This window comes from Streptomyces sp. 8N114 (genome assembly GCF_052245835.1).
GTDB lineage: Bacteria > Actinomycetota > Actinomycetes > Streptomycetales > Streptomycetaceae > Streptomyces.
In genome coordinates this window covers 458560-483600 of sequence record NZ_JBQQBT010000002.1, presented here as the reverse complement: position 1 = coordinate 483600, position 25041 = coordinate 458560, and the positions used below count along the sequence as shown (strand labels likewise).

The 25041-nt window shown below is 70.2% G+C and carries 24 protein-coding genes; 8 read left to right on the top strand and 16 right to left on the bottom strand.

The features are described 5' to 3' along the window. Window positions 1–151: 151 nt before the first annotated feature. From ACTWQF_RS07625 to ACTWQF_RS07600, 6 genes are all read right to left on the bottom strand, one after another. Window positions 152–1021 carry a carbohydrate ABC transporter permease gene (locus ACTWQF_RS07625; RefSeq protein ID WP_443278337.1) on the bottom strand — a complete coding sequence of 290 codons (870 nt, stop codon included), beginning with the start codon at window positions 1019–1021 and terminating at the stop codon, window positions 152–154. A 5-nt stretch (window positions 1022–1026) separates the two neighbouring features. Continuing rightward, on the bottom strand, window positions 1027–1992 hold the full coding sequence (locus ACTWQF_RS07620) for a carbohydrate ABC transporter permease (RefSeq protein WP_443278335.1): 966 nt from the start codon (window positions 1990–1992) through the stop codon (window positions 1027–1029). A 10-nt stretch (window positions 1993–2002) separates the two neighbouring features. Continuing rightward, window positions 2003–3220 (bottom strand): sugar ABC transporter substrate-binding protein, encoded by a 1218-nt coding sequence (locus ACTWQF_RS07615; RefSeq protein ID WP_443278333.1) that lies wholly within the window; start codon window positions 3218–3220, stop codon window positions 2003–2005. 110 nt (window positions 3221–3330) lie between these two features. Continuing rightward, the gene (locus ACTWQF_RS07610; RefSeq protein WP_443278331.1) at window positions 3331–6336 is read right to left on the bottom strand and encodes a glycoside hydrolase family 3 C-terminal domain-containing protein; all 3006 of its coding nucleotides are present in this window, start codon (window positions 6334–6336) and stop codon (window positions 3331–3333) included. Window positions 6337–6534: 198 nt separating this feature from the next. After that, window positions 6535–7548 carry a LacI family DNA-binding transcriptional regulator gene (locus ACTWQF_RS07605; protein WP_443278329.1) on the bottom strand — a complete coding sequence of 338 codons (1014 nt, stop codon included), beginning with the start codon at window positions 7546–7548 and terminating at the stop codon, window positions 6535–6537. Between the two features lie 297 nt (window positions 7549–7845). Next, complete coding sequence (locus ACTWQF_RS07600; RefSeq protein ID WP_443278327.1) at window positions 7846–8274, bottom strand: DUF2267 domain-containing protein; 429 nt, start codon at window positions 8272–8274, stop codon at window positions 7846–7848. 272 nt (window positions 8275–8546) lie between these two features. On the opposite strand from ACTWQF_RS07600, the gene ACTWQF_RS07595 reads away from it, so the two are divergent. Further along, window positions 8547–9353, top strand: coding sequence for an SDR family oxidoreductase (locus ACTWQF_RS07595; RefSeq protein WP_443278325.1), 807 nt, complete (start codon window positions 8547–8549; stop codon window positions 9351–9353). Window positions 9354–9562: 209 nt separating this feature from the next. Here the strand turns inward: ACTWQF_RS07595 and ACTWQF_RS07590 are convergent, their stop codons facing one another. From ACTWQF_RS07590 to ACTWQF_RS07580, 3 genes are all read right to left on the bottom strand, one after another. Then, window positions 9563–10117: a sugar O-acetyltransferase gene (locus ACTWQF_RS07590; protein ID WP_443278323.1), complete on the bottom strand. Its 555-nt coding sequence runs from the start codon at window positions 10115–10117 to the stop codon at window positions 9563–9565. A 152-nt stretch (window positions 10118–10269) separates the two neighbouring features. Then, the gene (locus ACTWQF_RS07585; RefSeq protein WP_443278321.1) at window positions 10270–10482 is read right to left on the bottom strand and encodes a hypothetical protein; all 213 of its coding nucleotides are present in this window, start codon (window positions 10480–10482) and stop codon (window positions 10270–10272) included. A 192-nt stretch (window positions 10483–10674) separates the two neighbouring features. Continuing rightward, window positions 10675–10860, bottom strand: coding sequence for a DUF5133 domain-containing protein (locus ACTWQF_RS07580; RefSeq protein ID WP_443278318.1), 186 nt, complete (start codon window positions 10858–10860; stop codon window positions 10675–10677). Between the two features lie 261 nt (window positions 10861–11121). Here ACTWQF_RS07580 and ACTWQF_RS07575 point away from each other — a divergent pair, with 261 nt between their 5' ends. Both ACTWQF_RS07575 and ACTWQF_RS07570 read left to right on the top strand, forming a co-directional pair. Then, window positions 11122–11883, top strand: a complete 762-nt coding sequence (locus ACTWQF_RS07575) for a VOC family protein (protein WP_443278317.1) — start codon at window positions 11122–11124, stop codon at window positions 11881–11883. A 170-nt stretch (window positions 11884–12053) separates the two neighbouring features. Continuing rightward, window positions 12054–13088 (top strand): SDR family oxidoreductase, encoded by a 1035-nt coding sequence (locus ACTWQF_RS07570; RefSeq protein WP_443278315.1) that lies wholly within the window; start codon window positions 12054–12056, stop codon window positions 13086–13088. A 53-nt stretch (window positions 13089–13141) separates the two neighbouring features. On the opposite strand, the gene ACTWQF_RS07565 is transcribed toward ACTWQF_RS07570, so the two are convergent. The 5 genes from ACTWQF_RS07565 to ACTWQF_RS07545 all read right to left on the bottom strand — a co-directional run bounded on the left by ACTWQF_RS07565 (window position 13142) and on the right by ACTWQF_RS07545 (window position 17868). Beyond that, window positions 13142–13357 (bottom strand): DUF2180 family protein, encoded by a 216-nt coding sequence (locus ACTWQF_RS07565; protein WP_443278313.1) that lies wholly within the window; start codon window positions 13355–13357, stop codon window positions 13142–13144. Window positions 13358–13483: 126 nt separating this feature from the next. Beyond that, complete coding sequence (locus tag ACTWQF_RS07560; RefSeq protein WP_443278311.1) at window positions 13484–14782, bottom strand: alpha/beta hydrolase family protein; 1299 nt, start codon at window positions 14780–14782, stop codon at window positions 13484–13486. Between the two features lie 193 nt (window positions 14783–14975). Next, entirely contained in the window at window positions 14976–15950 is a 975-nt protein-coding gene (locus ACTWQF_RS07555; protein WP_443278310.1) for an NAD(P)-dependent oxidoreductase, read from the bottom strand. A 34-nt stretch (window positions 15951–15984) separates the two neighbouring features. Beyond that, on the bottom strand, window positions 15985–16176 hold the full coding sequence (locus ACTWQF_RS07550; protein ID WP_443278308.1) for a hypothetical protein: 192 nt from the start codon (window positions 16174–16176) through the stop codon (window positions 15985–15987). A 297-nt stretch (window positions 16177–16473) separates the two neighbouring features. Continuing rightward, window positions 16474–17868 (bottom strand): mucin-1, encoded by a 1395-nt coding sequence (locus ACTWQF_RS07545; protein WP_443278306.1) that lies wholly within the window; start codon window positions 17866–17868, stop codon window positions 16474–16476. A 180-nt stretch (window positions 17869–18048) separates the two neighbouring features. Here ACTWQF_RS07545 and ACTWQF_RS07540 point away from each other — a divergent pair, with 180 nt between their 5' ends. The 5 genes from ACTWQF_RS07540 to ACTWQF_RS07520 all read left to right on the top strand — a co-directional run bounded on the left by ACTWQF_RS07540 (window position 18049) and on the right by ACTWQF_RS07520 (window position 23168). Beyond that, window positions 18049–19068, top strand: coding sequence for a LacI family DNA-binding transcriptional regulator (locus ACTWQF_RS07540; RefSeq protein WP_443278304.1), 1020 nt, complete (start codon window positions 18049–18051; stop codon window positions 19066–19068). Between the two features lie 97 nt (window positions 19069–19165). Then, complete coding sequence (locus ACTWQF_RS07535; protein ID WP_443278302.1) at window positions 19166–20509, top strand: ABC transporter substrate-binding protein; 1344 nt, start codon at window positions 19166–19168, stop codon at window positions 20507–20509. Window positions 20510–20640: 131 nt separating this feature from the next. Next, window positions 20641–21591, top strand: coding sequence for a carbohydrate ABC transporter permease (locus ACTWQF_RS07530; RefSeq protein ID WP_443278300.1), 951 nt, complete (start codon window positions 20641–20643; stop codon window positions 21589–21591). A 3-nt stretch (window positions 21592–21594) separates the two neighbouring features. After that, on the top strand, window positions 21595–22437 hold the full coding sequence (locus tag ACTWQF_RS07525) for a carbohydrate ABC transporter permease (protein ID WP_443278298.1): 843 nt from the start codon (window positions 21595–21597) through the stop codon (window positions 22435–22437). A 56-nt stretch (window positions 22438–22493) separates the two neighbouring features. Further along, complete coding sequence (locus ACTWQF_RS07520) at window positions 22494–23168, top strand: AIM24 family protein (protein WP_443278296.1); 675 nt, start codon at window positions 22494–22496, stop codon at window positions 23166–23168. 210 nt (window positions 23169–23378) lie between these two features. On the opposite strand, the gene ACTWQF_RS07515 is transcribed toward ACTWQF_RS07520, so the two are convergent. Together ACTWQF_RS07515 and ACTWQF_RS07510 are read right to left on the bottom strand one after the other, a co-directional pair. Further along, the gene (locus tag ACTWQF_RS07515) at window positions 23379–24569 is read right to left on the bottom strand and encodes an NAD(P)/FAD-dependent oxidoreductase (protein WP_443278295.1); all 1191 of its coding nucleotides are present in this window, start codon (window positions 24567–24569) and stop codon (window positions 23379–23381) included. Beyond that, window positions 24566–24922, bottom strand: coding sequence for a bifunctional 3-phenylpropionate/cinnamic acid dioxygenase ferredoxin subunit (locus ACTWQF_RS07510; protein WP_443278293.1), 357 nt, complete (start codon window positions 24920–24922; stop codon window positions 24566–24568). Before ACTWQF_RS07510 ends, ACTWQF_RS07515 begins: the two co-directional genes overlap by 4 nt. Window positions 24923–25041 lie beyond the last annotated feature (119 nt).

Sequence of the window (25041 nt, the reverse complement as noted above, 5' to 3'; positions counted from 1 at the left end):
GCAACGGCCGAAACCACGACGGCGTGTGTGGGGGGTACCGCCCGGCCGGAGGCTGGGGAGGCGATCCGACGGCCGCAACCGCGACACCGTCGAACCGTCTCCCCGGCTGAAGCCGACAGCGACTCGCGGCAACAGCCGCGCACCCAGGGAATTACTTGACGGACCCACCCGTGATCCCGGCGGCGATATACCGCTGCGCGACGACCAGCAGCACTGCCGCGGGCACCGCGGACAGCACGGCGGTGGCCATGACGGCGCCCCAGTCGCTGACGTGGGCGCCGACGAACTGGTAGATGCCGAGCGTCACCGGCTTGACGTCGTCGGTGGTGTTGAGGGTCAGCGCGAACATGAAGTCCGACCAGGCGAAGAGGAAGGTGAACAGCCCTGCCGTGATGAGAGCGTTGCGGCTCATCGGCAGGACGACGCGGACGAACGCGGTGAACCGGTTGGCACCGTCCACCAGGGCCGCCTCCACCACTTCGCCGGGTATGGAGACCATGAAGGCGCGCAGCAGCACGATGGAGAACGGCAGCCCGAGTGAGGCGTCGGCCAGGATCAGTCCGAGGTAGGAGTTGACCAGCCGCAGCTCCGCGTAGGCGCTGTAGAGGGCGTTGGCGATGACGATGCCCGGCACCATCTGGGTGATGAGCGTGGTGAAGACGACGGCCTGTCCGCCGCGCAGCGAGAACTGCGCCAGCCCGTAGGCCGCGGGCGCCGCCAGAGCCAGGCACACCGCCACGGCACCCAGCGCGACGCCGAGGCTGGTGAGCAGGGACCGGCCCTGGCTGTCCAGCGCGGCGCGGAAGCTGTCGAGCCCCGGCGAAGTGGGGAACCAGTCCACTTCGATGCCCGAGGACGGCTGCAGCGCGGTGACCAGCATCCAGTAGACGGGGAAGAGCAGCACGGCGAGGATCAGCAGCGCCGCTGCGGTGTTCCAGGCTCCGCGCACCCGGCGGGCGGTACCGGGGCCGGTGGTGCGGGCGGTTCCCGCAACGGTCGTGCGGGCGGTGGTCGGGGGCATGGTGCTCACTTCCCGGAGCCGAAGTCGGCGCGGTTGGCACGCAGATAGAACACAGCGAAGACCGCGCTGATCAGGATGAGGACATTGCCGACGACGGCGCCCTGGCCGAAGTCGAGGCGCAGGAACGACATCTGGTAGGTGACGGTGCCCAGGGTCTGGGTGGCGTCGGCGGGGCCGCCCGAGGTGAGGGCGAGGATCAGGTCGAGGATCTTCACCGTCGACATGAAGCCCAGCACGAGGACGACGGTGATCACGGGCCGGAGCAGCGGCAGTGTGACGGAGCGGAACACCCGCCACGGCCCCGCGCCGTCCAGCGAGGCCGCCTCGTACAGCTCGCGGGGGATCTCCTGGAGTCCGCCGTAGAGGATGACCATGTTGAACGGGATGCCGATCCAGATGTTGACCAGCACGGCCGACAGCAGTGCCACATCGGGGCTGCTCAGCCAGGGCACGCCGCCGTCGGTCAGGCCCAGTGTCTGCAGGGCCGCGTTGAGGACGCCGTGCTCCTGGTCGAGGATGCGCCGCCACACCACGGCGGCCACCACCATCGGCACCAGCCACGGCAGCAGCAGCACCGCCCGTACGAAGCGGGAGAGGCGGAAGCGGCGGGAGAAGAAGACGGCCAGCGCCAGCCCGAGGGTGAACTGTCCCAGCAGCGAACCCGCCGTGAACAGCGCCGTGTGCCACAGCGCGTCGGTGAACAGCGGGTCGGAGAAGACGGCCCGCCAGTTGTCGAGGCCGTTGAACGGTGCCTCGCCGGTGAAGTAGGTGGTGGGCGTGTAGTGCTGGAAGCTCATCAGCACGTTGCGCACCAGCGGGTAGCCGAAGAAGGCGGCCATGTAGAGCAGCGCGGGCGCGATGAAGAGCCAGCGCAGCAGTGTGGTGCGACGGCCGCCGGCCCGGCCGCGGGCGACCGCTGAGGAGTCGCCTGCGGCCGGTGCGGAGACGGACGGGGCTGTGACGGTACTCATGCTGGGCTCCTCACTCCCCCGCCGTCGCCTGCCGCTGGGCACGGCGCAGGGCCGCCTCCGGGCTGCTGCCGCCGGTGAGTACGGACTGGAAGGCGCCGGCCAGCGCGTCGCTCACCGCCGGCCAGCGGGTGCCGACCTTCGCGGTGCGGGAGCGCGCCGTGGTCACCAGGTCGGCGAACGGGGCGAGCTTGGGGTTCTGTCGGGCGTACGTACGCGCGGCGGCGGCGCGGGTGGGGACGTTGTTGACGGCCTCGCCCCAGTCGAGTTGGTTTCCCGGTGTGTTGAGGCAGTTGAGAATCTTGGTGGCGTTCTTCTCGCGCTGGCTGTCGTCGCTCTTGGGGACGGTCATCACGGTGCCGCCGACCGGTGGGACGGCCGTGCCGCCCGCCTCGGGGACGGGGAACCTGGCGACGGCCCAGTCCACCTTGCGCTGTGCTTCCAGCACCGGCACCTGCCAGGGCCCGTTGACCATCATCGCGGTGCGGCCCGCGACGAACTGGTCGTTGACATCCTGCTGGTTCCAGTTGACGACGGCCTTGGAGACGGACTTGTCCGCCACCATGTCCTTCCACAGCCGCAGCGCCGCCTCGCCCTTGCCGCTGTCCAGCCGCGCCTCGTCGCCGCCCGCCGACCAGAAGAACGGCAGGAACTGGTAGACCCCGTCGGCGTTCGGGCTGGCGCTGAAGGCGAGCCCGTAGGTGCCGTTGCCGGACAGCTTCTTCGCCGCCAACCGCAGCTCCTCCCAGGTCCGGGGCACCTCGACGCCTGCCTTCTTCAGCAGGCGCGGGTTGTAGTACAGCGCTAGGGAGTTGACGGAGCGGGCGATGCCGTAGCGGGTCCCCTCGAAGGAACCGAGGGAGACACCGCTGCGGGACAGCCCGGAGGTGCGCACCCCGAGATCCCGCAGGCTGCGCAGCCCACCGGTCTCCGCGAACTGCGGCAGCTCGGACCCGTCGAGTTCGAGAATGTCGGGCAGCGAGTGCGAGGAAGCCATCCGCAGCGCCTTGGAGGACACCTGGTCCGCGGGCACGCTGTTCTGCTCCACACGCAGCCCGAACTTCTTCGCGCAGCGGTCGAAGAACTTCTGGTTCTTGGTGTGCTCGGCCGTGTCCGTGGCCGAGTTGAGCACGGTGACGGTGCCGGGCTCCGGGACGGCAGCACACCCGGTGAGCCCGAGAGCGACCACCGTGCTCGCCGTGAGCACGGAAAGTGCGGGACGGAATTGCATAGAGGACAAATCTCCATTTCGGTACGAGGCGCTCCCCTCAGGGGCGCGAGGAACTGCGCGACCAGCCACAACGCACCTGCGGCCGCCAAACAACAGCTCCACCCGAGCTCTCAACGCAGCGAAAAGGTGCTCAACCGCATCGCATCCGAGAAGACCAGGTACACGTCGTGCCGACCGTGCGCACCCCGCAACCGCGCGGTGACGCTCTCGTACGCGTACCGATCACCGGTACTCGGCACCGAAGCCGTACCGACCACACGCCCGCGTGGCGAGCCGAGCCGCACGGTGAGGCTCCCGCCGCCCCGCCCCTCCCTGGCGACCCGCGCGGTGAACTTCCGCGCACCGGACCCCAGGTCGACATCGCGGAACAGCACCCATGCGCCGTCCTCAGCGGCCCCGACCGCATCGCCCCGCACCTTGCTCTCGTCGACGAGCCGTACACCCCGGTAGTCGTCGAAATCAGCGGCCCGAGTGGTCCGCGACAGATCCCGCGGCGGGATCTCCTCACCGCGCACCCGCAATGTCGTACGCCCCCGGATATCGCCGCAGGAAGCGCCCACCCGCAGCTCGATCTCCCCGCTCTCCACGACCTCGCGACCACGGGTGACGTCCCAGTGGGCGAGGTCGGCGGCGCGCAGCTTGAACCGCACGGTGGTGGAGCGGCCGGCCTTCACCCGGACACGTTCGAAGCCGCGCAGCTGCTGCAACGGCTGCTTGTCGCGGGAGCCGCGTCGGCGGACGTAGAGCTGGACGACCTCGTCGCCGTCACGGCGGCCGGTGTTGGTGACGCGCACCGAGACGGTCACGGTGCCGTCAGGCCCCAGCGTGCGGGAGGAGAGCTGCGGTTCGCCGTACCGGAACGTGGTGTAGGAGAGCCCGTGCCCGAAGGGGTAGAGCACATCGCCGCGGAAGTAGAGGTAGGTGCGGTCGGCCTTGATGACGTCGTATTCGAGGAGGTCCGGCAGGTCGTCCTCGGAGCGGTACCAGGTCTGGGTGAGCCGTCCGGCCGGGTTGTGGTCGCCGAACAGCACGTCGGCGAGGGCGTTCCCGGTCTCCTGGCCCGCGTGGGTGGTCCAGACGAGGGCCGGTATGTGCGCCTGCTCCCAGGTGATCGTCTCGGGGTAGCTGGTCTCCAGCACGACGACCGTACGCGGGTTGGCCCGGTGGACGGCCTTGACCAGCGCGGCCTGCCCCTCGGCGAGCGCCATGTCCGTACGGTCGTGGTCCTCGCGGCCGTTGATGGCGGGCATGGTGCCGACCACGACGACGGCCACGTCCGCATCGCGTGCGGCCTCGACCGCCTCGGCCACGCCGTCGCGTACGGTCTCCACCTCGTACCGGGTGGCGTCTGCCTCGGCGACCAGTGTGACGGTCCCGTCGTCGCCCGCCTTGAGGTACTTCTTGGGGCCGAACCAGTCCGTGAGGGTGTCGTATCCGGCGTAGCGCACAAGCCATGTGCCCTCACCTCGCTTCTCCAGCGCGAACTGCTGCTGGACGTACCAGCCGCCGGGCTGGTCCTGGTCGTTGCGGAAGACCTTGCCGTCGTAGCCGACGTACTTGGCGTTGGCGGCGCTGCGCAGAGTGACGATGTCCTGGCCCCAGTCGAAGACGTCGAACTGCGCGGTGGCGCCCGCACCGGTGCCGCTCTCGGTGAGGACGGCGCCGTCCGCGCCGCTGCCGGCGGTGAGATACGCGCCCGTTGCGGCGTTCTTCACCGCGATCCGGTCGACACCCTCTCCCCCGGTGACCTTTCCGGCCGAGCCGAGCCGCTCCTTGATGCCCTCGCGTGGGGTGACTTCGTACGGCAGGGAGCCCGAATACCAGTCGACGTAGAGCGTGTCGGCGAGCGGGCCGACGACCGCGACCTTCTTCAGTCTCTTGCCGTCCAGCGGAAGCAGCGGGCGGTCGCCCTCCAGCGGGGCGTTCTTCAGCAGCACGACCGCCTCCCGCGCCGTCTCGCGGGCGAGGGCGCGGTGCTCGGGGCTGTCGACGACGGACTTGGAAATCTTTCCGTACGGCCCGCCGTCGGGGTCGAACTCGCCGAGCCGGCAGCGGATGCCGAGGATGTGCCGTACGGCGGTGTCGATGTCGGACTCGCTGATCAGCCCCTTTTCCAGTGCTGTGGTGAGGGCCTTGACGGTCTTGCCGGGCTCCTTGCTGTCGGAGGTGAAGCTGTCGATGCCCGCCTTGAGCGCCGCGGCGTCCGCCTCAGCGAGGGTGGGGTAGTAGTCCTGCCCTCCGGTGAGGTTGTTGGGCGCGTCCGCGTCTGTGACGTTGAGCAGGTCCTTGTCCGCCCACTTCCGTACGACGGCGTCGAGGTCCGGGTTGACGGTGGCCGGGCGCCCGTTGACGAGGTTGTAGGAGGTCATGACGCCGGTGACGGCGTCGGCGGTCAACGCGGGCCTGAACGCGGCCTCGTAGTACTCGTGACGGACCCGCGGGGGCAGCACCGAGTCGGAGGTGGTGCGGTTCCGCTCGGTGTTGTTGGCGAGGTAGTGCTTGATGGTGGGAGCCGTCTTCAGATAGCGCGGATGCTCGCCCTGGAGGCCGGTGCCGTAGGCGACGGAGATGGCACCGGTCAGATACGGGTCCTCGGAGTAGCCCTCCTCGTTGCGCCCCCAGCGCGGGTCACGCAGCAGATTCACCACCGGCGCCCACAGGTTGAGGCCCCAGCCTTCGGGCCGCTCCTGCTGGAAGCCGCGCGCCTCGTCGCCGACGGCCGCCCCCACGCGCTTGATCAGCGCGGGGTTCCAGGTGCTGGCCAGGCCGAGCGCCTGCGGGAAGACGGTGGCCTTGCCGAGCCAGGCAAGCCCGTGCAGGGCCTCGGTGCCGGTGCGGAAGGAGCGGACGCCGAGCCGGGGGACGGCGGGCTGTTGCTGGTGGAGCAGGGAGATCTTCTCGTCCCGGGTCAGCCTGCCCAGCAGGTCCTCCACCCGGTCCTCGAAGGGCAGTTGGGGGTCCTGGAAAGGGTGGCCGGTACGGGCGCCGACGCGGGTGACCCGGCGGGTCCGCGCGGTGGCGGGCGCGGCTGCCACCAGACCCGTACCGGCCGCCGCCAGCGGGGCGGTGAGACCGAGGGCGATGAGGTGGCGTCTGGGGGTGCCCTGTTCCTGCACGGGGCTCTCCTTCGGGTGGGACAAGTCGAAGCGTTTCGACGAATGGCGGGGAAGTGAACGAGTGAGTGGGCGTAACTGATGGTGCGTCAGTTAGGTGGGGGAACGGCGGGAGGGGGCGGGTACGGCAGGGAGGAGCCGACAGACGGTTGACTAAGTGGCCGGAGGGCGAGGGTCAGGATGGCGCTGTACGGGCGAGGGTCATGAGGCGGCCCCGCGCGGTGCGGTGCTGGCACGCCGGGTCAGCCGAGGGGACAGCAGCGTGGCGTCCGGTACGGACCGGCCGTCCAACTTGGCCATCAGCAGTTCCACGGCCCGCTCCCCCACCTCGTCGGCGGGGATGGCGACGGAGGTGACCGGCACCGCTGCGTTCTCCGCCAGCTCGTCCGGGCACACGGCGACCACCGAGAGGTCCTGCGGAATGCGCATCCCCGCCTGCTGGAACGCCTCCAGCAGCAGGGGCAGCACGGGCTCGTTGTGCACGACGACCCCGGTCAGTCCGGGGTGGTCGCGCAGCAGCCGCTCGACGGTCTCCCGTACGGCGGGCCTGGTGGGCTCGCACGGGAGCACGGTCGAGGTGATGCCGAAGCGGTGCGCCGCCGCCGTGAAGCCCGCCGCCGTGCGCTGCGCGAAGCCGGTGCCGCGCACGTACACCTCGGGCGGGGAGCCCAGCAGTGCCACACACCGGTGCCCGAGCTGGGCGAGGTGGCCGACACAACTCTCACCGGTCGCGGTGAAGTCCAGGTCGATACAGGTCAGCCCGTCGGCCTCGGCGGGGAAGCCGATGAGGACCGAGGGGAGCGGGAGCGAGCGGAGCAGCGGGGTACGTGCGTCGCGCAGCTGGACGTCCATCACGATCAGCGCGTCCACGAGGGCGCTGTCCGTCACCCGCCGCAGCCCGTCCTCGCCCTCCTCCTGGGTGAGCAGCAGGACGTCGTGGTCGTGGCTGCGTGCGGTCGTCACCACAGCCCCGGCGAACTGCATCTGTACCGGCACATGGACGCCGCTGCGCAACGGCATCACCAGGGCCAGCACGTTGGAGCGGCTGCTCGCCAGCGCCCGGGCCCCGGCATGCGGGCGATAGCCGAGTTCGCGGATGCTCGCCTCGACGCGGCGCTGGGTCGCGGCCGAGATCGAGCGCTTGCCGCTCAGTACGTAGGAGACGGTGCTGGGCGAGACACCGGCACGCCGGGCCACGTCCGTGATCTTGACCAACGCCCCCTCCTCCTCACCGTTTCCGCGGGATTGTCGAATCGTTTCGACTGCCTACGTCGAAGCGATTCGGCGCGGAACAGTAAGGAGGGGGCCGGAGCCTGTCAACGGTTGTGACGGAAAGATCTCCGGGCCCTGCAACTCCGTCGCGAGGCGTTGGGCAGTCACCAGATCGTGCGGCGCCGCTCGCCGAAGGGGACGCGCCCCGTCAGGGGCGCGGGGAACTGCGCGACCAGCCACAACCCACCCGCAGGCCGTGGCGGCCGGGCAGGGGAACTCCCTCACGCCGCCTGGAGCAGCTCATTGCGCGCCGGCAGTGCCGGCCGTGCCGGTGCTGCCGGAGAAGAGGATCGAGGCGAGCTCGTCGTCCAGGGACTCCCTGATGTGCTCGGTCAGCGCGCCCTGAGTCGCCTCCTCCAGGAGCTCGACCACGGTCCGGGCCTCGTGGACGGCCTTCGGGGGATCGGCTCCGGCACGCTGCGCCACGCGGTCGAAGAATTCCTTGCGGGTCATCCGGACCCCGGTCCGCGGAACGTCCGGCGCGTACTCGACGCGGCGCAGATGTTCGCCCAGCTCGGTCGGCAGCTGCGCGGCCAGGTGGTCGGCCAGCGGGGCCGGGATGCGTTCGGCCAGCGTCTCCAGCGTGGCGCGCGTTCCGCGCTCGGCCGCGCCCCGGCTGGGGAGGTGGGCCCGCGCCTGCATCTGGCCGATGAACTCGTCGTGTTGCATGGTGCTTCTCCTCACTAGAGCAGTGACAACACGGGACCCCTTCCAGCATGCGCGCCGCTCGTGCGGGTCGCACATTCGGGCGAGCCGCGCTTGCCGGTCGAGCCTGCCCGATGGCCCGGCGTACCCCTCAGCTCCCTGTTTACGCACCCGCCTCAGGGGTCACCCGCAGCGCAGTCGCTCAGCGGTACGCAGTCGCTCAGCGGTACGCAGTCGCTCAGCGGTACGCAGTCGCTCAGCGGTACGCAGTCGCTCAGCGGTACAGGGAGGTCCGTGTGTCCACTGGGAGCGGCGCGAGCCGGGTCGCGGTCATCACCGGCTCGGACTCGGGCATCGGACGGTCGGCGGCCGTACGGCTGGCCGAGAACGGCCTGGACATCGGTATCACCTGGCACACCGACCGGGACGGGGCCGAGGAGACCGCCGCGCTGGTACGGGAGGCCGGGCGGCGGGCGGCGGTCCGGCATCTGGATCTCACCCGGCTGCCGGAGGCGGCCGATGTGGTGGACCAGCTCGCCGACGAGCTGGGGCGTATCGACGTACTCGTCAACAACGCCGGTACCGGTACCCGCACCCCCTTTCTCGACCTGGACTTTCCCACCGTCCGGGACGTGCTCGACATCGATCTGCTGGGCCCGTTCCTGTGCTCCCAGCGCGCCGCGCGCCGGATGATCGAGCAGGGTGACGGCGGAACCGTCGTCAACATCACCAGCGTGCACGAGCACCAGCCACGGGTCGGCGCCGCGCCCTACTGCGCGGCCAAAGGCGGCCTCGGGCTGCTCACCCAGGTCATGGCGCTGGAGCTGGCCGAGCACGGTATCCGCGTCAACGCCGTGGCACCCGGCGAGATCGCCACCCCCATGACGGGCCAGGAGGACGAGGACGTACGCACCGCGCCCCGACCCGGCGTGCCGCTGCGGCGGCCCGGGGACGCCCGCGAGGTCGCCTCCGTCATCGCCTTCCTGGCCGGCGACGATTCCACGTACGTCACCGGCGCCTCCTGGGCGGTCGACGGCGGCATGCTGCGGATGGGGCCGCAGGCGGGGTCGCACCTGCCGGACGACTCCTGGCGCCGGGTGTAAGGCGCGTCCGGCAGACTTTGCGCCGTCCCTCCGTTGTTTCGGGAGCCCTCCGTTGTTCCGGTGAGAAGGTGCCCCTGTCCGACGCGGGCGGACTGCGGGTCAGCTGTGGCTGATGGGGGCACCTCCCGGCCGGAGGCTGGGGGAGCAGTTCCCCGCGCCCCTGACGGGGCGCGTCTCCGCTGCTGTGCTTGAGCAACCGGTGCAGGGGCTTACAGCTCGCGCACTACGCGGGCCGGGTTGCCCACGGCAAGGACGCCTGCCGGGAGGTCCTTGGTGACGACCGTTCCGGCTCCGACGACCGTGTCGGGACCGATGGTGACGCCCGGGCAGACGATCACGCCGCCGCCGAGCCATACATTGTCGCCGATGGTGATGGGCACGCCCTTCTCCCAGCCCGCGCGCCGCCGTTCGGCATCCATCTCGTGCGTGGGGGTCAGCAGCTGCACGTTGGGGCCGATCTGTACGTCGCGGCCGATGGTGATGGGCGCCGCGTCCAGGAAGACGGCGCCGAAGTTGATGAACGTACCGGCACCGATCGAAATGTAAGTGCCGTAGTCGCAGCGGAACGGCGGGCGGATGTTGACGTGCTCCCCCAGGTCGCCGATCAGTTGCTCAAGTATCTTGCGCCGTTCGCCGGGAGCTGCGGGGTCGGCCGCGTTGTAGGCCGCGCACAGCTCGGCTCTGCGCACGGTGTCCGCCAACAGTTCGTCGTCATCAGGGAGATACCACTCCCCCGCCAGCATGCGCTGCTTGTTCTCGCCCATGGGGACACTCTCGCAGGCCGGCGAGCAGCGGATGCACCGAAGGGTGTCCGATCTGCGGCGACGGCCGGCCGTCCCGGGCGGCGTTGAAGAGCACAACCGGAGCGCGGAGGCGCCCGGCCGGGTCCGGCCGGGCGCCTCCGGTGGCCCCTCCCTCAGCTCTCGGAGCCGGGACGCTCTCCCTTGGGGCCCCGGCCGCGTTCCGTCCGCGGCCCGGAGGGGCGCCAGTTCGGGTCGCGTTCCATCTCGCGCTTGGCCTCTTCGTCGGCCTCCTGCGCGTCGGCCGCGCCGCTCTCCTCCAGGTCCTTACGACGCCGCGCACGGTGCTTGTCGTAGCTCTTGCTGCCGGGCTCCGGCACTGCGCTCACCTCACTCGCATCACTCGCATCGACGCCCGCCGGTGCGGGCCCGTCTGTGATCGCTCGCGCCCCGGGGTTCCCGGCGGGCCCTGGGGAAAACGCGGCCCGGGTCCGACTGCTTCGGCGCACCGCTCCGCCGACGGGCCTCCGGGGCGGGGATCCGGGGACGGACGGGGCGCGCGGGGCTCGTGGGTCCGGCGCTCAGGCCGCGTAGACGCCCGCTATATGCGCCCTGGCCGCCCGTAGTGCGTCACGGATGTCCCGCGTGCCCGTGGATACGCAGAGCGTGTACGAGACGTCCTCCAGCTCCTGCCGCCGCTCCGGCCGGGCACGGAGTGCCTCGTAGCGGGTGAGCAGCTCTCGCAGGGTGTCGGGGTGGGCCATCATGGCGACTCCTCGGTGGCGCGCGGCGGCGCTCGACGGTTGCGGGGACACTGCCGACAGGCCCGTGGCGGGGGCCACGGAATCGGCGCATCCCGCCCGGTACCCCTCGCCAAAACGGGCAAAACAGTAGAAGCCGAGCACTTTCCCCGCACGTCACCTCTCGTTTCGTCTCCGCAGGCAGTGGGCACCCCGGCACGCAGGGACGGAGAAAAGAACCGAGCGAACAAGCGCGAAAGGAACACGCAGGAGGCTTGAGGTGACGTGATGGATTCCGTACCCGGGGTGCCATGCTGGGTCAGTCTCACTGTCCGCGACCGGCGGGCCACCGAGGAGTTCTACAGCGCCGTACTGGGCTGGTCCTTCACCGACAGCTCTCTCGGCCCCGGATTCCGCACGGCCACCAGGGAAGGCGAACCGGTGGCGGGCTTCAACGAAGCAGCGGTCACCTGGCAGCTGCCCGTCCGCTGGACCGTTTTCTTCGCCGTCGAGAGCGCCGACCTCGCGTGTGAACGCGTCCGCGAAAGAGGTGCCACGGTCGCCGTGGGCCCACTCCGCGTGGGTGACGGCCGCGCCGCCATGGCCGCCGACCCCTACGGGGCGGCGTTCGGTATGTGGCAGGGAGAACTGCCACGGGGCTGGGCGGTCGGCGCGGGGCACGCGCCGGCCTGGCTGGAGCTGCGCACCGGCGACGCCTTCGCGGCGGCGCTGTTCTACGGCGAAGTGCTCGACTGGACGAAGAACCCCAGCCATGGGGTCAGCTACGAGGAGCAGAACGACGAGGTGCACATCCTGGTGGACGGCGAGACCGTCGCCGGACTGCGCGGCGGCGGCGTCGAGGCCGCTCCCGACCCCCAGGTGCGCACCCGCTGGGACGTGCACTTCCGCGCGACCGATATCGACGCGGCACTCGCCGCCGCCGAGAAGACGGGCGGCACGGTGGTCTCGCCCGTCCAGCACGCCTCGCACGGCCGGGTCGCCACGGTCCGCGATCCGGACGGCGGTCTCTTCTGCCTGCTGGGCCCCTGACGCGGATCTTGTGCCTCCCCTTCCTGGCAAGGGGGTGCCCCTGTCCGACGTCCGCAGGCTGCGGGTCCGTGGTGGCTGCTCGCGCAGTTCCCCGCGCCCCTTCGGGGCGCGTCCCCAGTGCGGCCCGCCGGACAAGTGATCGACGGCAAAGCAAACGCGGAGGTGTGGCGATGAGGCGGCAGCAGTCCAGGCGCGCGGGAGCAGAAGGTCAGGTCGTCGTGATCACCGGCGCCAGCGGCGGGGTGGGCCGCGCGACAGCGCGCGCCTTCGGGGCACGGGGTGCCGTCGTCGCACTGATCGCACGCGGCGAGGAGGGCCTGGCCCGCGCCGCGGACGACGTACGGGACGCGGGCGGCACGGCGCTGCCGCTGAACGTCGACGTCAGCGACCACACGGCAGTGGACGCGGCCGCCGACCGCATCGAGCGGGAGCTGGGCCCGGTCTCGGTATGGGTGAACACCGCGTTCTCCAGCGTCTTCGCGCCGGTCACCGAGGTGAGCGCCGAAGAGTTCCGCAGGGCGACCGAGGTCACCTATCTCGGCTATGTCCACGGGACCCTGGCCGCGCTGCGCCACATGAAGCCGCGCGACGCGGGGACCGTCGTGCAGGTCGGCTCGGCGCTCGCCTACCGGGGCATCCCGCTCCAGGCGGCGTACTGCGCGGCCAAGCACGCCATCCAGGGCTTCCACGAGTCGCTGCGCTGCGAGCTGCTGCACGACAAGAGCGGTGTGCGGGTCACGATGGTGCAGCTGCCCGGCCTGAACACCCCGCAGTTCACCTGGGTCAAGTCACGGCTGCCGCGCAACCCGCGCCCGGTCGCGCCGGTCTACCAGCCCGAGGTTGCCGCTCGCGGCATCCTGTACGCGGCCGACCACCCGGAGCGCAGGGAGCACTGGGTCGGCGGCTCGACGGCCGCCACCCTGCTCGGCGACAAGTTCGTGCCCGGCCTCCTCGACCGCTATCTGGCCAGGAGCGGCTTCAAGAGCCAGCAGACCGACCATGAGCGCTCACCCGCGCAACCGGACAACCTGTGGAAGCCCGCGGACGCACGCCACGACTACGGCGCACACGGCGAGTTCGACGACGAAGCGTCCACGCGCAGCTACCAGCTGTGGGCCTCGCACCACCACGGCCTGCTCGCAGCCCTGGGCACGGCGGCAGCGGCAGCCGCGGGTGCCACGGCGGTGCGCCGGGCGCTGTCCTAGAGCTGGACGGAGCACCTGCAGCCCGCGGGAGCCGGACCGGGGCACCCCGGCACTCAGGAGGCCCTGCCCTCCTGGAGCGACTGGTGACAGACGACGCAGATCATCCGCCGCGCCTCACGCGAGGACCAGACCTGCCCGGTGCTCGTCGAGCGTCGTACCGGCTCGGGTTCGCTGAGCAGATGGCGCGGGCACACACCGGCGCCGCAGTTGACGCAGACCGCGACGGCGGGGGTCTCGGCGCCCTCCTTGGAGCAGTCGAAGCAGTGCACGACGTCCCCTCTCTCGGTACCGGAAGGGCGGGCTGTGCCCGAGTTCCCCTCCGCGCACCCCGGTACGCCTACCGGCGCCCGTTCGGGCGCGCCCGTTCCCTGACCGCACAAGGAGCCGCTTCCTGACTACGGCGTGTGGAAGGTGACTTCCGGGTTCTTCGGCGAAGGGCCGTTCAGCACGGGGCGAGCGAGGCCGCGCAAGTGACGGTCGAAGAAGGCGGCCACGTACTGGGTGGTGATCTCACCCGAGCGTTTGCCGGACAGCGGCGCCGACGGGTCGGTCACCCCGAGCTGACCGGCGAGAATTGGCAGGTCGATGAAGGTGAGGTGGCCGGAATCGGCCACCGTGAGCCAGCGCTTCCAGCCATGGAGGCGCTGCCAATCACGCGGCCACGTCCTGTCTTCCGCGCGCGGATTGTGCCCTTTCCGGGTTCCGAGCATGAGAACGGGACGGCTGGTACCCGCGCGAGGTACGGGCGCGAAGAACGTGCCGTCCAGGTTGGCGGCGGCACGGACCCGGCGGTCCGTGCCGGCGGCCACCGCTGCCGCGTTGCCGCCCAGCGAGTGACCCGCCGCACCGATGCGGCGGGTGTCGATGAGCGCCGCGTAGTCGTGGTCCCGCTTCGGTCCGTGCTCCGGATCCGGCCCCGCCCCCCGGCGGCCGGTCAACTGGTCGACGACGAAAGAGATGTCAGCCGCCCGGTTCCGCGCGGCCTTGGCCATCAGCTTCTTCGACTCCTTCTCATTCGGTGCCTTCTCCACCGTCTCGCAGGCGACGCAGGTGAGGGTCTGTGACCTGCCGCCGTCGGTGAAGGTGGTACCGAAGGACTCGTAGGCGTGGTCCAGCAGCGCGACGACGTAGCCGTGCGACGTCAGTTCCTCCGCGAGCGTGGTGAGGGTGGCGCGATTCAGGCTGAAGCCCGGCGACAGTACGACGAGCGGGTGCTTGCCCTGGGCCGGCCGGGCCCCGGTGCGGGCGTTCGTACGGACCGATGTGAGCTGGTCGGCCTTGTAGTGCTTGTCCAGCTTCTGTCCCTTCAGGAGCAGCTCCGCTTCCTTGGTCGACATGTACGCGGCACGGTCGTGGCCGCCGCTGCCGCCGCCGCGCCGGGCGGGGTAGAAGACGGAGACCATCAGCCGGCGGGCGCCCGCGGACGGCACCCATGGGTCGCGGCGCTCCTCGTCCACCAGACGCAAGGTGTCCCGCCCTATCGCATGGCGGCCACTGGGCCGGGGGATGGCCAGCCGGGTGTCCCGCTTCTGGGAGGAAGCGTGGGAGGCAGAGGCAGAGGCAGAGGCGGAGCCGGAGCCGGTCGTCGACGAGTCACCGTCGACAGCGCAGGCGGCGGCTGCCGGGGTGAGCAGGGAGACGGCCAGGAACGCGGCTGTCAGGCGGGGCATGCCGGTACGGCGGTTACGGATCATGCGCGGAAGAGTAGGAACCGGCACGGAGCGCCGGGCACCCACGAAAGTCATGGTGTCTCCATGCCTTTCGTGGGTCCCCTGCCTGTGTCGTTGGTGCGACACAGTGTTGGTGCGACACAGTGTTGGTGCGACACGGTGTTGGTGCGACACGGTGTTGGTGCAACACCGAGCAAGGTCACCAATCGAGCCGGCCTCAGTACCCCATTGCCGACCGGACGGTGAGTGCGGGGAGTTCGCCCGCGCGGAGGGACTGCCAGGCGGTGCCGAAATCGGCGGTGATGTCGGTGGCAGTCGTCGGTCCGGCCGAGTGGGAGGTGAGGGTGGTGCGGGGGAGGTCCCAGGCCGGGGAGCTCGGCGGTGCGGGCTCCTCCGGCAGAACGTCCAGAACCGCCCGCGCCACCTGACCCCGCTCCAGCGCCTGGGCGAGCGCGTCGGTGCGGACGGTCGCGCCGCGGCCGACGTTGAAGAAGGTCGTGCCGGACATCGCCCCGAACAGCCCGGGGCCGAACAGCCCGGCCGTCTCAGGGGTGAGCGGCAGCGCGTCGACGACCCAGTGCGCTGCGGCCAGAGCTGAGGCGAGTTCGCCGGACGGGCCGCCCGCACCGTCCGGGTTGCCGAGCGCGACGACCTCGTCGAAGCCGGGAGCCGGGCGCGGGGTACGGGCCACACCGACCGTACGGACGCCGCAGCGCTGGAGCGCGGCGCCGATCCCCGCACCGATGCTGCCGGTGCCGAAGACGACGGCGAGGGTGCCGTCGGCCAGCTCGCTGGGCAGCCGGTTCCAGGTGCGGGACGCCTGCTGGTGCAGGAAGCCGGGGATGTTCTGGAGCTCGGCCAGTGCCCAGGCCAGCACATACTGGCCGATCCGCTCGCCCATCCGGCCGACCGTACGGGTCAGCAGCGTCCCGCGCGGCCACGGCACATGCGCCTTGAGCAGCGCGTCGACCCCGGCGTTGGTGCTGTGCATCCACAACATCCGTTCGTCGACGGCGAGTTCCGGCATGGTGGGGCCCACATGCACCCGCGGCCCGGCGCCGGTGCCCACCGGCCGGCCGGTGATCTCCTCGACGCCCTCGCGCACCGCCGAGGGCAGGTCCGGGTCGACGGTGACGACAGCACCGTCGAGTTCCTGACCGATCCGGTGGGGGTCCACGCCCACGGTCGCCATCAGTTCTCCTCTCCGCTTCCCGGTCCGTGCCGCGTCACGACGACGCGGTGATACGCCAGTTGCCGACCTCGCGGTACTGCGAGTCGTAGACGACCGAACCGTCGCCCGGCTCCAGCGCGTAGTGGCGCAGGTTGCCGCCCCAGTACCGCAGCACCCGGCCCAGCTCGGCCGCGGCCTCGCCCTCGCCGCGCATGTCGCTGGTGTCGACCTCGAGCACGAACTTCACGTCTCGTCTCCTTCTTCCGGTGCCGGACGGGGCACACGCCCCGGGGGGCCGTGCCCCTGGCACCTTCCATCTTTTCATTGAACTCCTTTTGGGGACTTGTGGCCGAAGCCCTGCTGTTCCAGGGCCTGATGAGGCAGCCGAACCCTCAAATCCCTTCGCACCCCGCGGGCCTGCCGTCGGCCTGCACCACCGGGGCCTTCCCTCAGGGACAATCCCCAGCTGTGACCAGGAATGACGTAGGGCCCCACCGCCGAGGCGGAGGGGCCCTACGTTCGGTCCGGCGAGGACGGGCAACGGTCACGGCCGAGCTCTTGCGGGATCGTGCCCGGTCTTGGGAGAAGGGACCGGCGTGTCAGGGCCGGGCCAGACCGCCGAGGCGTCGTCGCGGTGCGGGTCGGGCAGGCGGACGGGCCGGACGGGGACGGTGCGTGCGCGGCCTTCCGTGACCGCGGTCCACCGGGCGGGATGGCCGGAGTAGGACAGGGTGGTGAGGGCGAAGACGTCGTCGGCGTAGACCTCGACGTACTCGCCGATGGTGAGGATGCGCAAGGTGGCGGCGGGTGCGGTCAGGACCGTTTCCTCGAGCGGGGTGCCGTCGGGTCCGGTGACCCGGAGGTTCTTGCCGTCGCAGTCCACGGTGAGGGCGGGTCGGTCGCTGCCGGGGGCGGCGGTGCGCAGGGTGATCTCGACGGGTCCGGATATCTCGACGTCGCCGACCGCGTGCAGCGCCGGCTTGTCGGTCTCCTCGCCGAGCCAGGCGTTCAGGACGGGCCACCATTCCAGCCGGGGCGGCGCGTCCGGAGGTGTGACGAGGAGTTTGGGCTGGGCGATCATGCCACGGCAGTGTGCGCCGGTGTCGGTGAGACCGACGCGTCGGGGAGTGGTGTGCACGACGACGCGGGAGCCGTCCGGTGCCCCGATGACCCGGGGAGCGTACGAGCCGATCGGCCCGAGAGGCCCGCGCCGGGTCCAAGGACCGCGCAGGCGGGGCGCTGTCCACGCCTCGAAGTTACGCGTGGCGCCGATGGAGCCGAGGAGCAGCCAACTGCCGTCGTCGAGGCGTTCCAGGACCGGGCACTCCAGTTCGTCGACGTCGCCGGGCGAGATGAGCGGCGGGTGGACGGTCCAGTGCTCCAGGTCGTCGGAGGTGGCCCAGGCGACGCAGCCGCTGACCTCGACGGGGAGGGAGGCGTCGGCGGCGCAGACGGCCATCACCCAGCCGTCGCCCTCGTCGTCGCGGACGACGAAGGGGTCACGCCACCCCATGCGCGGGCCGGTGCGGTACCAGCGCGGGTCCGCTTCGACGACCGGGGCGGTGCCGTGGCGGCGCCAGCCGGTGCCGTCGGTGCGGTCGGAGTACGCCAGGCCGACCGACTGGAGAGGCCAGCCGCCGTCGGTGAGGCCGCGGACGCCGGTATAGAACATCGCCATTCCATCGCCGTGCCGAATCGGGTGCATCGTCCAGACAGCCTGCTCGTCGAAGCGGCCGGGCAGGCCGGTGCCGAAAGCGGTGCCCGCAGGCCGCCAGTGCACCAGGTCCGTGGAGGTGGCCCGGCCGTAGGAGGTCTCCATCCGCAGATGGTCGAACTCCGGCGTCCAGGGCCCCTGCAGGTGCAGCACCGCATACGTGCCGTCCTCGTCGCGCAGGAGGGCGAAGTCGTTCACCACGAGGCCGGGCGGGGCGTATCGCATGCGCAGTTCCTGTCGGCTCAGAGCGCCCAAACGCGTGCGCTGACCATTGACCATGAAGGTATCGCTTGAGAATCGGCCCAAGTAAATATGAACACAAACGCTTGCGCAACAACCTGGCCGGGTCTACGGTCTCGTCACCCACAGATCACACCGACGTGAACCAACGGGAGGATGTGCGCCGTGACGGTCAGCATCACCGATGTCGCCCGTGCCGCCGGAGTCTCGGCGTCCACCGTGTCCCGCGCGCTGCGCGGCAGGCCGGGCGTGTCGGACGAGGTGCGGGAGCAGATCGCGGCCGTCGCCGCCTCGCTCGGCTACACCGCTTCACGTTCGGCGTCCAGCCTGGCCAGCGGGCGCACCTTCACCATCGGGGTGGTCGTCCCGTACGTGGGCCGCTGGTTCTTCAGCACCGTCCTGGACGCCGCGGAACAGGTGTTCAGCAAGGCCGGATACGACGTGCTGCTCTACAACCTGGGCTCGCCGGAGGCACGCAAGCGCTTCTTCACCAAGCTGCCGCTGCGCAAGCGTGTGGACGCGGTGCTGTCGCTGCTGATCCCCGAAGAAGAGGAGATCGCCGCACTGCGCTCACTCGGGGTGCCGCTGGCCTCCACCGTCGGTGGGCCGCTGCCCGGCTTCACGGTGGTCGGCATCGACGACAGGGACGGTGCGGAGAGCGCCGTACGGCATCTGGCCAATCTCGGCCATCGCAGGATCGGCATGATCTCCGGGAGCAGCGGGCCGCTGCACTGGACCACCCCTGTCGATCGGAGGCAGGCATATCTGGATGTCCTCGCCGACGCCGGGATAGAGCACGACCCCGCCTTGGAAGTGGACGGGGACTACACCGTCAAGGGCGGCGAGCGGGCCATGACCCGGCTGCTGGCCGCGTCCCGTCCGCCGACCGCCGTGTTCGCGCAGTCCGACGAGATGGCGATGGGCGCGCTGCGCGCCCTGCGACGGCACCGGCTGAAGGCGCCGGACGACGTGTCCGTCATCGGCTTCGACGACCACGAACTGGCTGATGTGATCGGGCTGACCACGATCGCCCAGCCCGTCGCGGGCCAGGGCGCCGAAGCTGCCGGGTTGTTGCTGCAACAGCTCGACGAGCCGGCTTCCGAACCGCCCGGACACGTGCAGATGCCCATTCATCTCGTACTTCGCGACACCACCGCCCCGCCGAACCCGCGCCGACCTCAGTAGCGCCCTGGAAGTCCCGGGCCTGCGCTTCCGCTCCTACGCCAGAGAGCACCCGAGCAGTTCGAACGTCACCTCGCACCCACGCACGGAGGCACCAACCATGTTCGCCAGAACCAGAAGACACCGGCACGCGGTCTGTACGGGCCTGGCCCTCACCCTGCCTTTGGCGGCGCTGGCCGCCTGCGGTGGAGGCGGCACCACCGACGCCTCTGCAGAGGCCGGCAGCGGAAAGGGCACGATCAGTGTCTGGGCCCATCAGGGGCAGAAGAGCGAGGCCACCGCGATGCAGAACGCGGTGAAGTCCTTCAACTCCTCGCAGAACAAGATCAAGGCCAAGCTGAAGCTGATACCCGACAAGGACTACACCAAGACCATCACCACCACCGAAGCGTCCAAGCTGCCGGACGTCATGGAGTTCGACGGCCCGACCATGGCGAACTTCGTCTACAACAAGAAGCTTGCCCCCCTCGACACATACGTCTCCTCCAAGACGATGAGCAACGCCACCAAGGCGAGCAAGGCCCAGGGCGAGATCAAGGGCAAGCACTACGGGCTGGGCATGTACGACTCCGGGCTCGGCATCTACGGCAACAAGAAGCTGCTGGACGCGGCCGGGGTGAAGTACCCCAAGGGGAAGTCCGACAGCTGGACGGCGAAGGAGTTCACCGCCGCACTCAAGGCACTGAAGGCCAAGGACTCCGACGGCAAGACCCTCGACCTGCAGGAGAGCGTCGGCTACGGCAGCGAGTGGGGCACCTACGGCTTCTCGCCGATCGTCTGGTCGGCCGGCGGTTCGCTGCTGAAGGACGGCAAGGCAGCCGGCGCCCTCGACACTCCCGCCGTGGTCGACGCCATGAAAACCTTCCAGTCCTGGAAGACATACGTCGACGCCAACACCGACAGCAAGGCCTTCACCAAGGGCCGCGTCGCGCTGAGCTGGGTCGGCCACTGGATGTACCCCGACTACAGCAAGGCCCTCGGCGACGATCTGGTCGTGCTGCCGCTGCCCGACTTCGGCAACGGGCCCAAGACCGGCCAGGGCTCGTGGGCCTGGGGCATCGGCGCCGACACCAAGAACGCCAAGGCGTCCGGCGCCTTCCTCGACTACCTGATGAACGACACCACCGTCTCCGCGATGACGAAGGCCAACGGAGCGGTGCCGGCCACCAGGACCGCACTCGCCAAGAGCCCGCTGTACAAGACCGGCGGCCCGCTCCAGCTCTTCGCCGACCAGCTCGCGAAGCCGTGCGGTGACACCCGGATCACCAAGTCCTGCGTCGCCGTCACCCGCCCGGTGACCGCCGGGTACCCCGTGATCACGTCGAAGTTCAGCGGGGCTCTGAACTCCATCTACGGCGGTGCCGACCCCAAGAGCGCGCTGGCCAAGGCCGCCCGCGCCATCGACCGGGACTTCTCGGACAACGCCGGCTACAAGATCCCGTAGACCGCAGGACGCATCGGCCGGGACGGGCACAGGCGAAGCGTGCCCGTCCCGGCCGGGAAAAGGACCCACCCCCCGTGAAATCCGTGGAATCCGCGCAGTCCGCGCCCCCAGACCCGGAGCAGGCCCCACCCATGACCTCCGAGAAGCCCACGCGCCCCGGGCGCTCGGCGCGCCCTACGCGGAAGAACCGCGACTGGGTGCACGGCCTGGCGATGTCGGCCCCAGCTGTCGTCGGACTCATCGCCTTCGTCGGTGTGCCGTTCGGCTACGCCGTGGTGCTCTCCTTCTACAACGTGCGGCTCGGCTCGCCGCTGGCGCCGTCGTTCTTCGGTCTGGAGCAGTACCGGCGGCTGTTCACCGATCCCGACCTGTCGGGCCCGTTCCTGCGGGCGCTGCTCAACAACCTGACCTTCGCCGGGATCGTCGTACCGCTGCAGACCGCCCTCGCCCTGGCGCTGGCGATCCTGCTGAACCGCAAGCTCAAGGCCATCGGCCTCTTCCGGTCCTTCTTCTTCATGCCGGTGGTCTTCCCCATGGCGCTGGTTGCCGTGATCTGGCGGCTGATCCTCGCCCGCAGCGACCAGGGCATGCTCAACTCCGTCCTGGACCTGGTGAGTTTCGGCAACTGGGGGGCGTTCAACTGGCTCGGCGACGCCGCCACGGCCATGGCCTCGATCATCGTGCTCTCCGTCTGGCAAGGCGTCGGCTTCCAGATGGTCATTCTTCTCGCCGGGCTCCAGCAGATCCCCACCGAGCTCTACGAAGCCGCCCGGCTCGACCGCGCCTCCCGCTGGCAGCAGTTCCGCCACGTCACCCTGCCCGGCATCCGCGGCACCCTCGTCTTCGTCGCCATGCTCACCTCGGTCCTGTCCTTCCGGGTCTTCGACCAGGTGTACATCCTCATCCGCGGCGGCGGCCTGGACGAGGAATCCACCCGCACCGTGATGTACGAGGCCGTCACCACCGCCTTCGACCAGAACAACGTCGGCCAGGCGTCGGCGATCACCGTCGTCTTCTTCGTGATCGTCGTCGTCCTGACGCTCATCCAGCGCCGCGTCGTCCGGCCCGGAAAGGAGGACTGACCCATGGGCACGAACCGCACGCATCTGCGCCGCTTCATGGATTACGCCGTACTCAGCGTGCTGGCGTTCGTCTTCACGCTGCCCGTGCTCTACCTGTTCATGGGCAGCCTCAAGCCGTCGGGCGAGGTACTCGACGGCCTGTCCGGCTTCCTGCCCACCCACCTGTCCTTCGATAATTACTTGGCAGTCCTCGACACTCTCGACTCAGACAGCACGGGCTATTTCTGGCGTTTCATGGGCGTCTCGCTGCTGCTGGCTTTCGTGGTGGTGACGGGTGGCCTGTTCGTCAACTCGATGGCGGCGTACGGGCTGTCGCGGCTGAAGTGGCGTGGCCGGGAAGCAGTCATGACCCTCATCCTGCTGCTGATGCTGATCCCGTTCGAATCGGTGGCCGTGCCGCTGTTCTACATGTTCAACGACCAACGCAATACGCTCCTCATCCAGGCGCTTCCGTTCATCGCCAACGCCTTCTCGGTCTACCAGTTCCACACGTTCTTCCGCTCGATTCCGCCGAGCATCGAGGAAGCGGCCCGCATCGACGGCGCCGGCCCCTGGCGCACCTTCTTCGCCATCATCGTCCCGATGAGCAAGCCCGCGTTCGCGTCGGTCGCCATCCTCACCTTCCTCATCCAGTGGGGCTCCTTCCTGTGGCCGGTCCTGATGGTGTCCGACCCCTCGGTACGCCCCCTCCCCCTGGAAATGAGCGTCTTCCAGGGTCAAGAACCCCTTGACTGGGGTCAGACTCTCGCCTTCGGCGTCCTCCTGGTCCTTCCCGTCCTCGTGGTCTTCGCCTTCTTCCAGCGGTGGTTCGTCCAGGGCGTCGCCAGCTCCGCCGTCAAGGGCTGAACCAGCGGCACGGAACGTATGGAAGGAGCCACGGATTCCGGGGGAACATAGGCGCCATGCAAAGTGATCTCTTCGCTACGAAGAACATGGCGCAGCCCAGCCCCACGCCTGGGATGGAGCTGCAGAACGAGAAGTGCGTGAAGTACACGGTGAACGGCGAGTGCTACGCGCGGCAGGGGTCGATGGTGGCCTTCCGGGGGAACCTCCGGTTCGAGAAGAAGGGCCAGGGGGTCGGCAACTTCCTCAAGCGTCAGGTCACCGGGGAGGGGCTGGCGCTGATGTCGGTCAGCGGCCAGGGCGAGGCGTGGTTCGCGCACGAGGCGGAGAACTGCTTCATCATCGACATAGCGCCCGGCGACTCGCTCACCGTCAACGGCCGCAACGTGCTGGTCTTCGACGCCGGGCTGCACTACGAGATCGGCATCGTCAAGGGCGCGGGAATGGCCGGTGGCGGCCTGTTCAACAGCGTCTTCTCGGGCCAGGGCAGGCTCGGTGTCATCTGTGAGGGCACGCCGATCGTCATCCCCGTGTCGCAGCAGGCGCCGGTGTTCGTGGACACCGACGCGGTGGTGGGCTGGAGCGCCCAGCTGCAGACCTCACTGCACCGCTCGCAGAGCTTCGGTTCCATGATCCGCGGCGGTTCGGGCGAGGCGGTGCAGCTCAGACTGGACGGGGAGGGCTTCGTCATCGTCCGCCCCAGCGAGAAGCAGCCGGCTACCGCCGGGAATTGACGCCGGACGTTGTGGTTGCGGCTGCCCTTTTGCCGCTGGGCCATGGGGCGGGGCCCTCGGCCCTTCGGCCCCCGGCGAGGAGGGGGTTCAGGGGGCGGAGCCCGCTGAACCCCTTTCCGCCGCGACGGCGAGCAACCACGGCGGCCAGGGTCCGGCGGATACAGGATGGCCGCAACCACAGCGCCCGCCGCCCGGCGACAGCCCGCGGGATCAGACCGCCGCCATCCCGGCGCGAGCCAGCTCGCGCCGGGCCCGCATGAAGGGGCGGGGCCGGTTGGCCGCGAGGACTGCCGTGGTGGTGCCGTCCCGCTCGTAGACGGCGAGGAAGCTGCGGTCCTCCGGCGAGCCCTCCACCACCCGCACGGTGTCGTCCGGGCCACGGCTGCCCGCGAGCTGGAGCCGGATGCCGTACTGGTCGGACCAGAAGTACGGCAGCGCCGTGTACGTCTCCACCGTCGTACCGGCCAGCAGATTGCGCGCGGCGACGGCCGGGGCTTCCATGGCGCTGGTCCAGTGCTCGGCCCGGTGCCCGGCGCTGCGGGCCACGTCACCCACGGCCACCACGCCCGGCACCGGGGTGACGCCGCCCGCGTCGCAGACGACGCCGTCGTCCAGCGGCAGCCCGGAGCCCTCCAGCCAGCCGGTGGCGGGGCGTACGCCGATTCCGACGACGACCACGTCGGCAGGCAGGAACCGTCCGTCGGCCAGCTCCACCCAGCCGACCCGGCGCTGTCCGCCACCGGCCGCGGCGGGCCGGCCGCCGTCCGGGTGCAGTGCGCGCACTCCGGTGCCGGTGAGCAGGGTGACCCCGTGGTCGGTGTGCAGGTCGGCGCAGAACTCGGCCATATGGGCGCCGAGTTGGGGCAGCAGCGGCTGTGCGGCGGCCTCGACGACGGTGACGCTGTGGCCGAGGGTGGCACAGGACGAGGCGACCTCGGCACCGATGAAGCCGGCGCCGATCACGACGACCCGCACCTGTCCCCGGCTGAGCTCCTCGCGGAGCGCGGCGGCGTCGTCCAGGGTGCGCAGGGTGTGCACTCCCGCCAGCGGCTCACCGGGCAGGGTGCGGGGGACCGCGCCGGTGGCCAGGACGACGCCGTCGGTGGACAGCCTGCGGCCGTCCGTGAGCGTGACCGTACGGGAGGGCGGATCGAGGCCCTCGGCCCGGGTGCCCAGCAGCCAGTCGGCGTCCAGTTCCCCGATCTCCTCGGCGTCGGCGAGGGCCAGCCGTTCGGCCGTCAGCGCGCCGGTCAGGAATTCCTTGGAGAGAGGAGGGCGGTCGTAGGGTCGATGATGCTCTTCCCCTACGATCACCAGCCTGCCGTCGTAGCCCTCGGCGCGCAGCGCGAGTGCGGCATGGATTCCTGCCAGGGAGGCGCCGATCACGGTGATGGTGTTCATGCGGCGCTCCCTTGTCCGGCTGCGGCGGTGTGCGGTGCTTGTGCGGTCCGGTCGGACTCGACATGTACCCATACGGTGCCGTCCAGCACGCTCACCGGGTGGGTGCGGACCGCCTTGCGAGCGGGGAGGCAGGTGGGACGGCCGGTGCGCAGGTCGAATGAAGCGGCGTGCAGCGGGCATTCGACCAGACAGCCCTCGAGCCAGCCTTCCGACAGGGACGCGTCCTGGTGGGTGCAGGTGTCGTCGATTGCGTAGAGCTCGCCGTCGGCGTTGAAGACGGCGATGGGAGGTTCGAGGTCGAGACGGACGGACTCACCCGCGGGCAGGTCCTCAATGCGGCAGACGGGTATCACTGTGATTCACCTCGCGAGCACGTTCGAGTGAGCATGGTCAGCCGGCCCCGGTGCCGGTTGGCCGGGAAGGTGCGGGGGAGACACTTCGCTACTATCCGAGTTCCGTATCGCGCACGATA

Coding starts and splice junctions, on each gene's coding strand:
- ACTWQF_RS07525 (WP_443278298.1), top strand. CDS start 21,595: ATGGGCACGAACCGCACGCATCTGCGCCGCTTCATGGATTACGCCGTA.
- ACTWQF_RS07600 (WP_443278327.1), bottom strand. CDS start 8,274: ATGCAACACGACGAGTTCATCGGCCAGATGCAGGCGCGGGCCCACCTC.
- ACTWQF_RS07530 (WP_443278300.1), top strand. CDS start 20,641: ATGACCTCCGAGAAGCCCACGCGCCCCGGGCGCTCGGCGCGCCCTACG.
- ACTWQF_RS07515 (WP_443278295.1), bottom strand. CDS start 24,569: ATGAACACCATCACCGTGATCGGCGCCTCCCTGGCAGGAATCCATGCC.
- ACTWQF_RS07580 (WP_443278318.1), bottom strand. CDS start 10,860: ATGATGGCCCACCCCGACACCCTGCGAGAGCTGCTCACCCGCTACGAG.
- ACTWQF_RS07615 (WP_443278333.1), bottom strand. CDS start 3,220: ATGCAATTCCGTCCCGCACTTTCCGTGCTCACGGCGAGCACGGTGGTC.
- ACTWQF_RS07520 (WP_443278296.1), top strand. CDS start 22,494: ATGCAAAGTGATCTCTTCGCTACGAAGAACATGGCGCAGCCCAGCCCC.
- ACTWQF_RS07625 (WP_443278337.1), bottom strand. CDS start 1,021: ATGCCCCCGACCACCGCCCGCACGACCGTTGCGGGAACCGCCCGCACC.
- ACTWQF_RS07545 (WP_443278306.1), bottom strand. CDS start 17,868: ATGCGATACGCCCCGCCCGGCCTCGTGGTGAACGACTTCGCCCTCCTG.
- ACTWQF_RS07590 (WP_443278323.1), bottom strand. CDS start 10,117: ATGGGCGAGAACAAGCAGCGCATGCTGGCGGGGGAGTGGTATCTCCCT.
- ACTWQF_RS07535 (WP_443278302.1), top strand. CDS start 19,166: ATGTTCGCCAGAACCAGAAGACACCGGCACGCGGTCTGTACGGGCCTG.
- ACTWQF_RS07575 (WP_443278317.1), top strand. CDS start 11,122: ATGGATTCCGTACCCGGGGTGCCATGCTGGGTCAGTCTCACTGTCCGC.
- ACTWQF_RS07555 (WP_443278310.1), bottom strand. CDS start 15,950: ATGGCGACCGTGGGCGTGGACCCCCACCGGATCGGTCAGGAACTCGAC.
- ACTWQF_RS07570 (WP_443278315.1), top strand. CDS start 12,054: ATGAGGCGGCAGCAGTCCAGGCGCGCGGGAGCAGAAGGTCAGGTCGTC.
- ACTWQF_RS07620 (WP_443278335.1), bottom strand. CDS start 1,992: ATGAGTACCGTCACAGCCCCGTCCGTCTCCGCACCGGCCGCAGGCGAC.
- ACTWQF_RS07560 (WP_443278311.1), bottom strand. CDS start 14,782: ATGATCCGTAACCGCCGTACCGGCATGCCCCGCCTGACAGCCGCGTTC.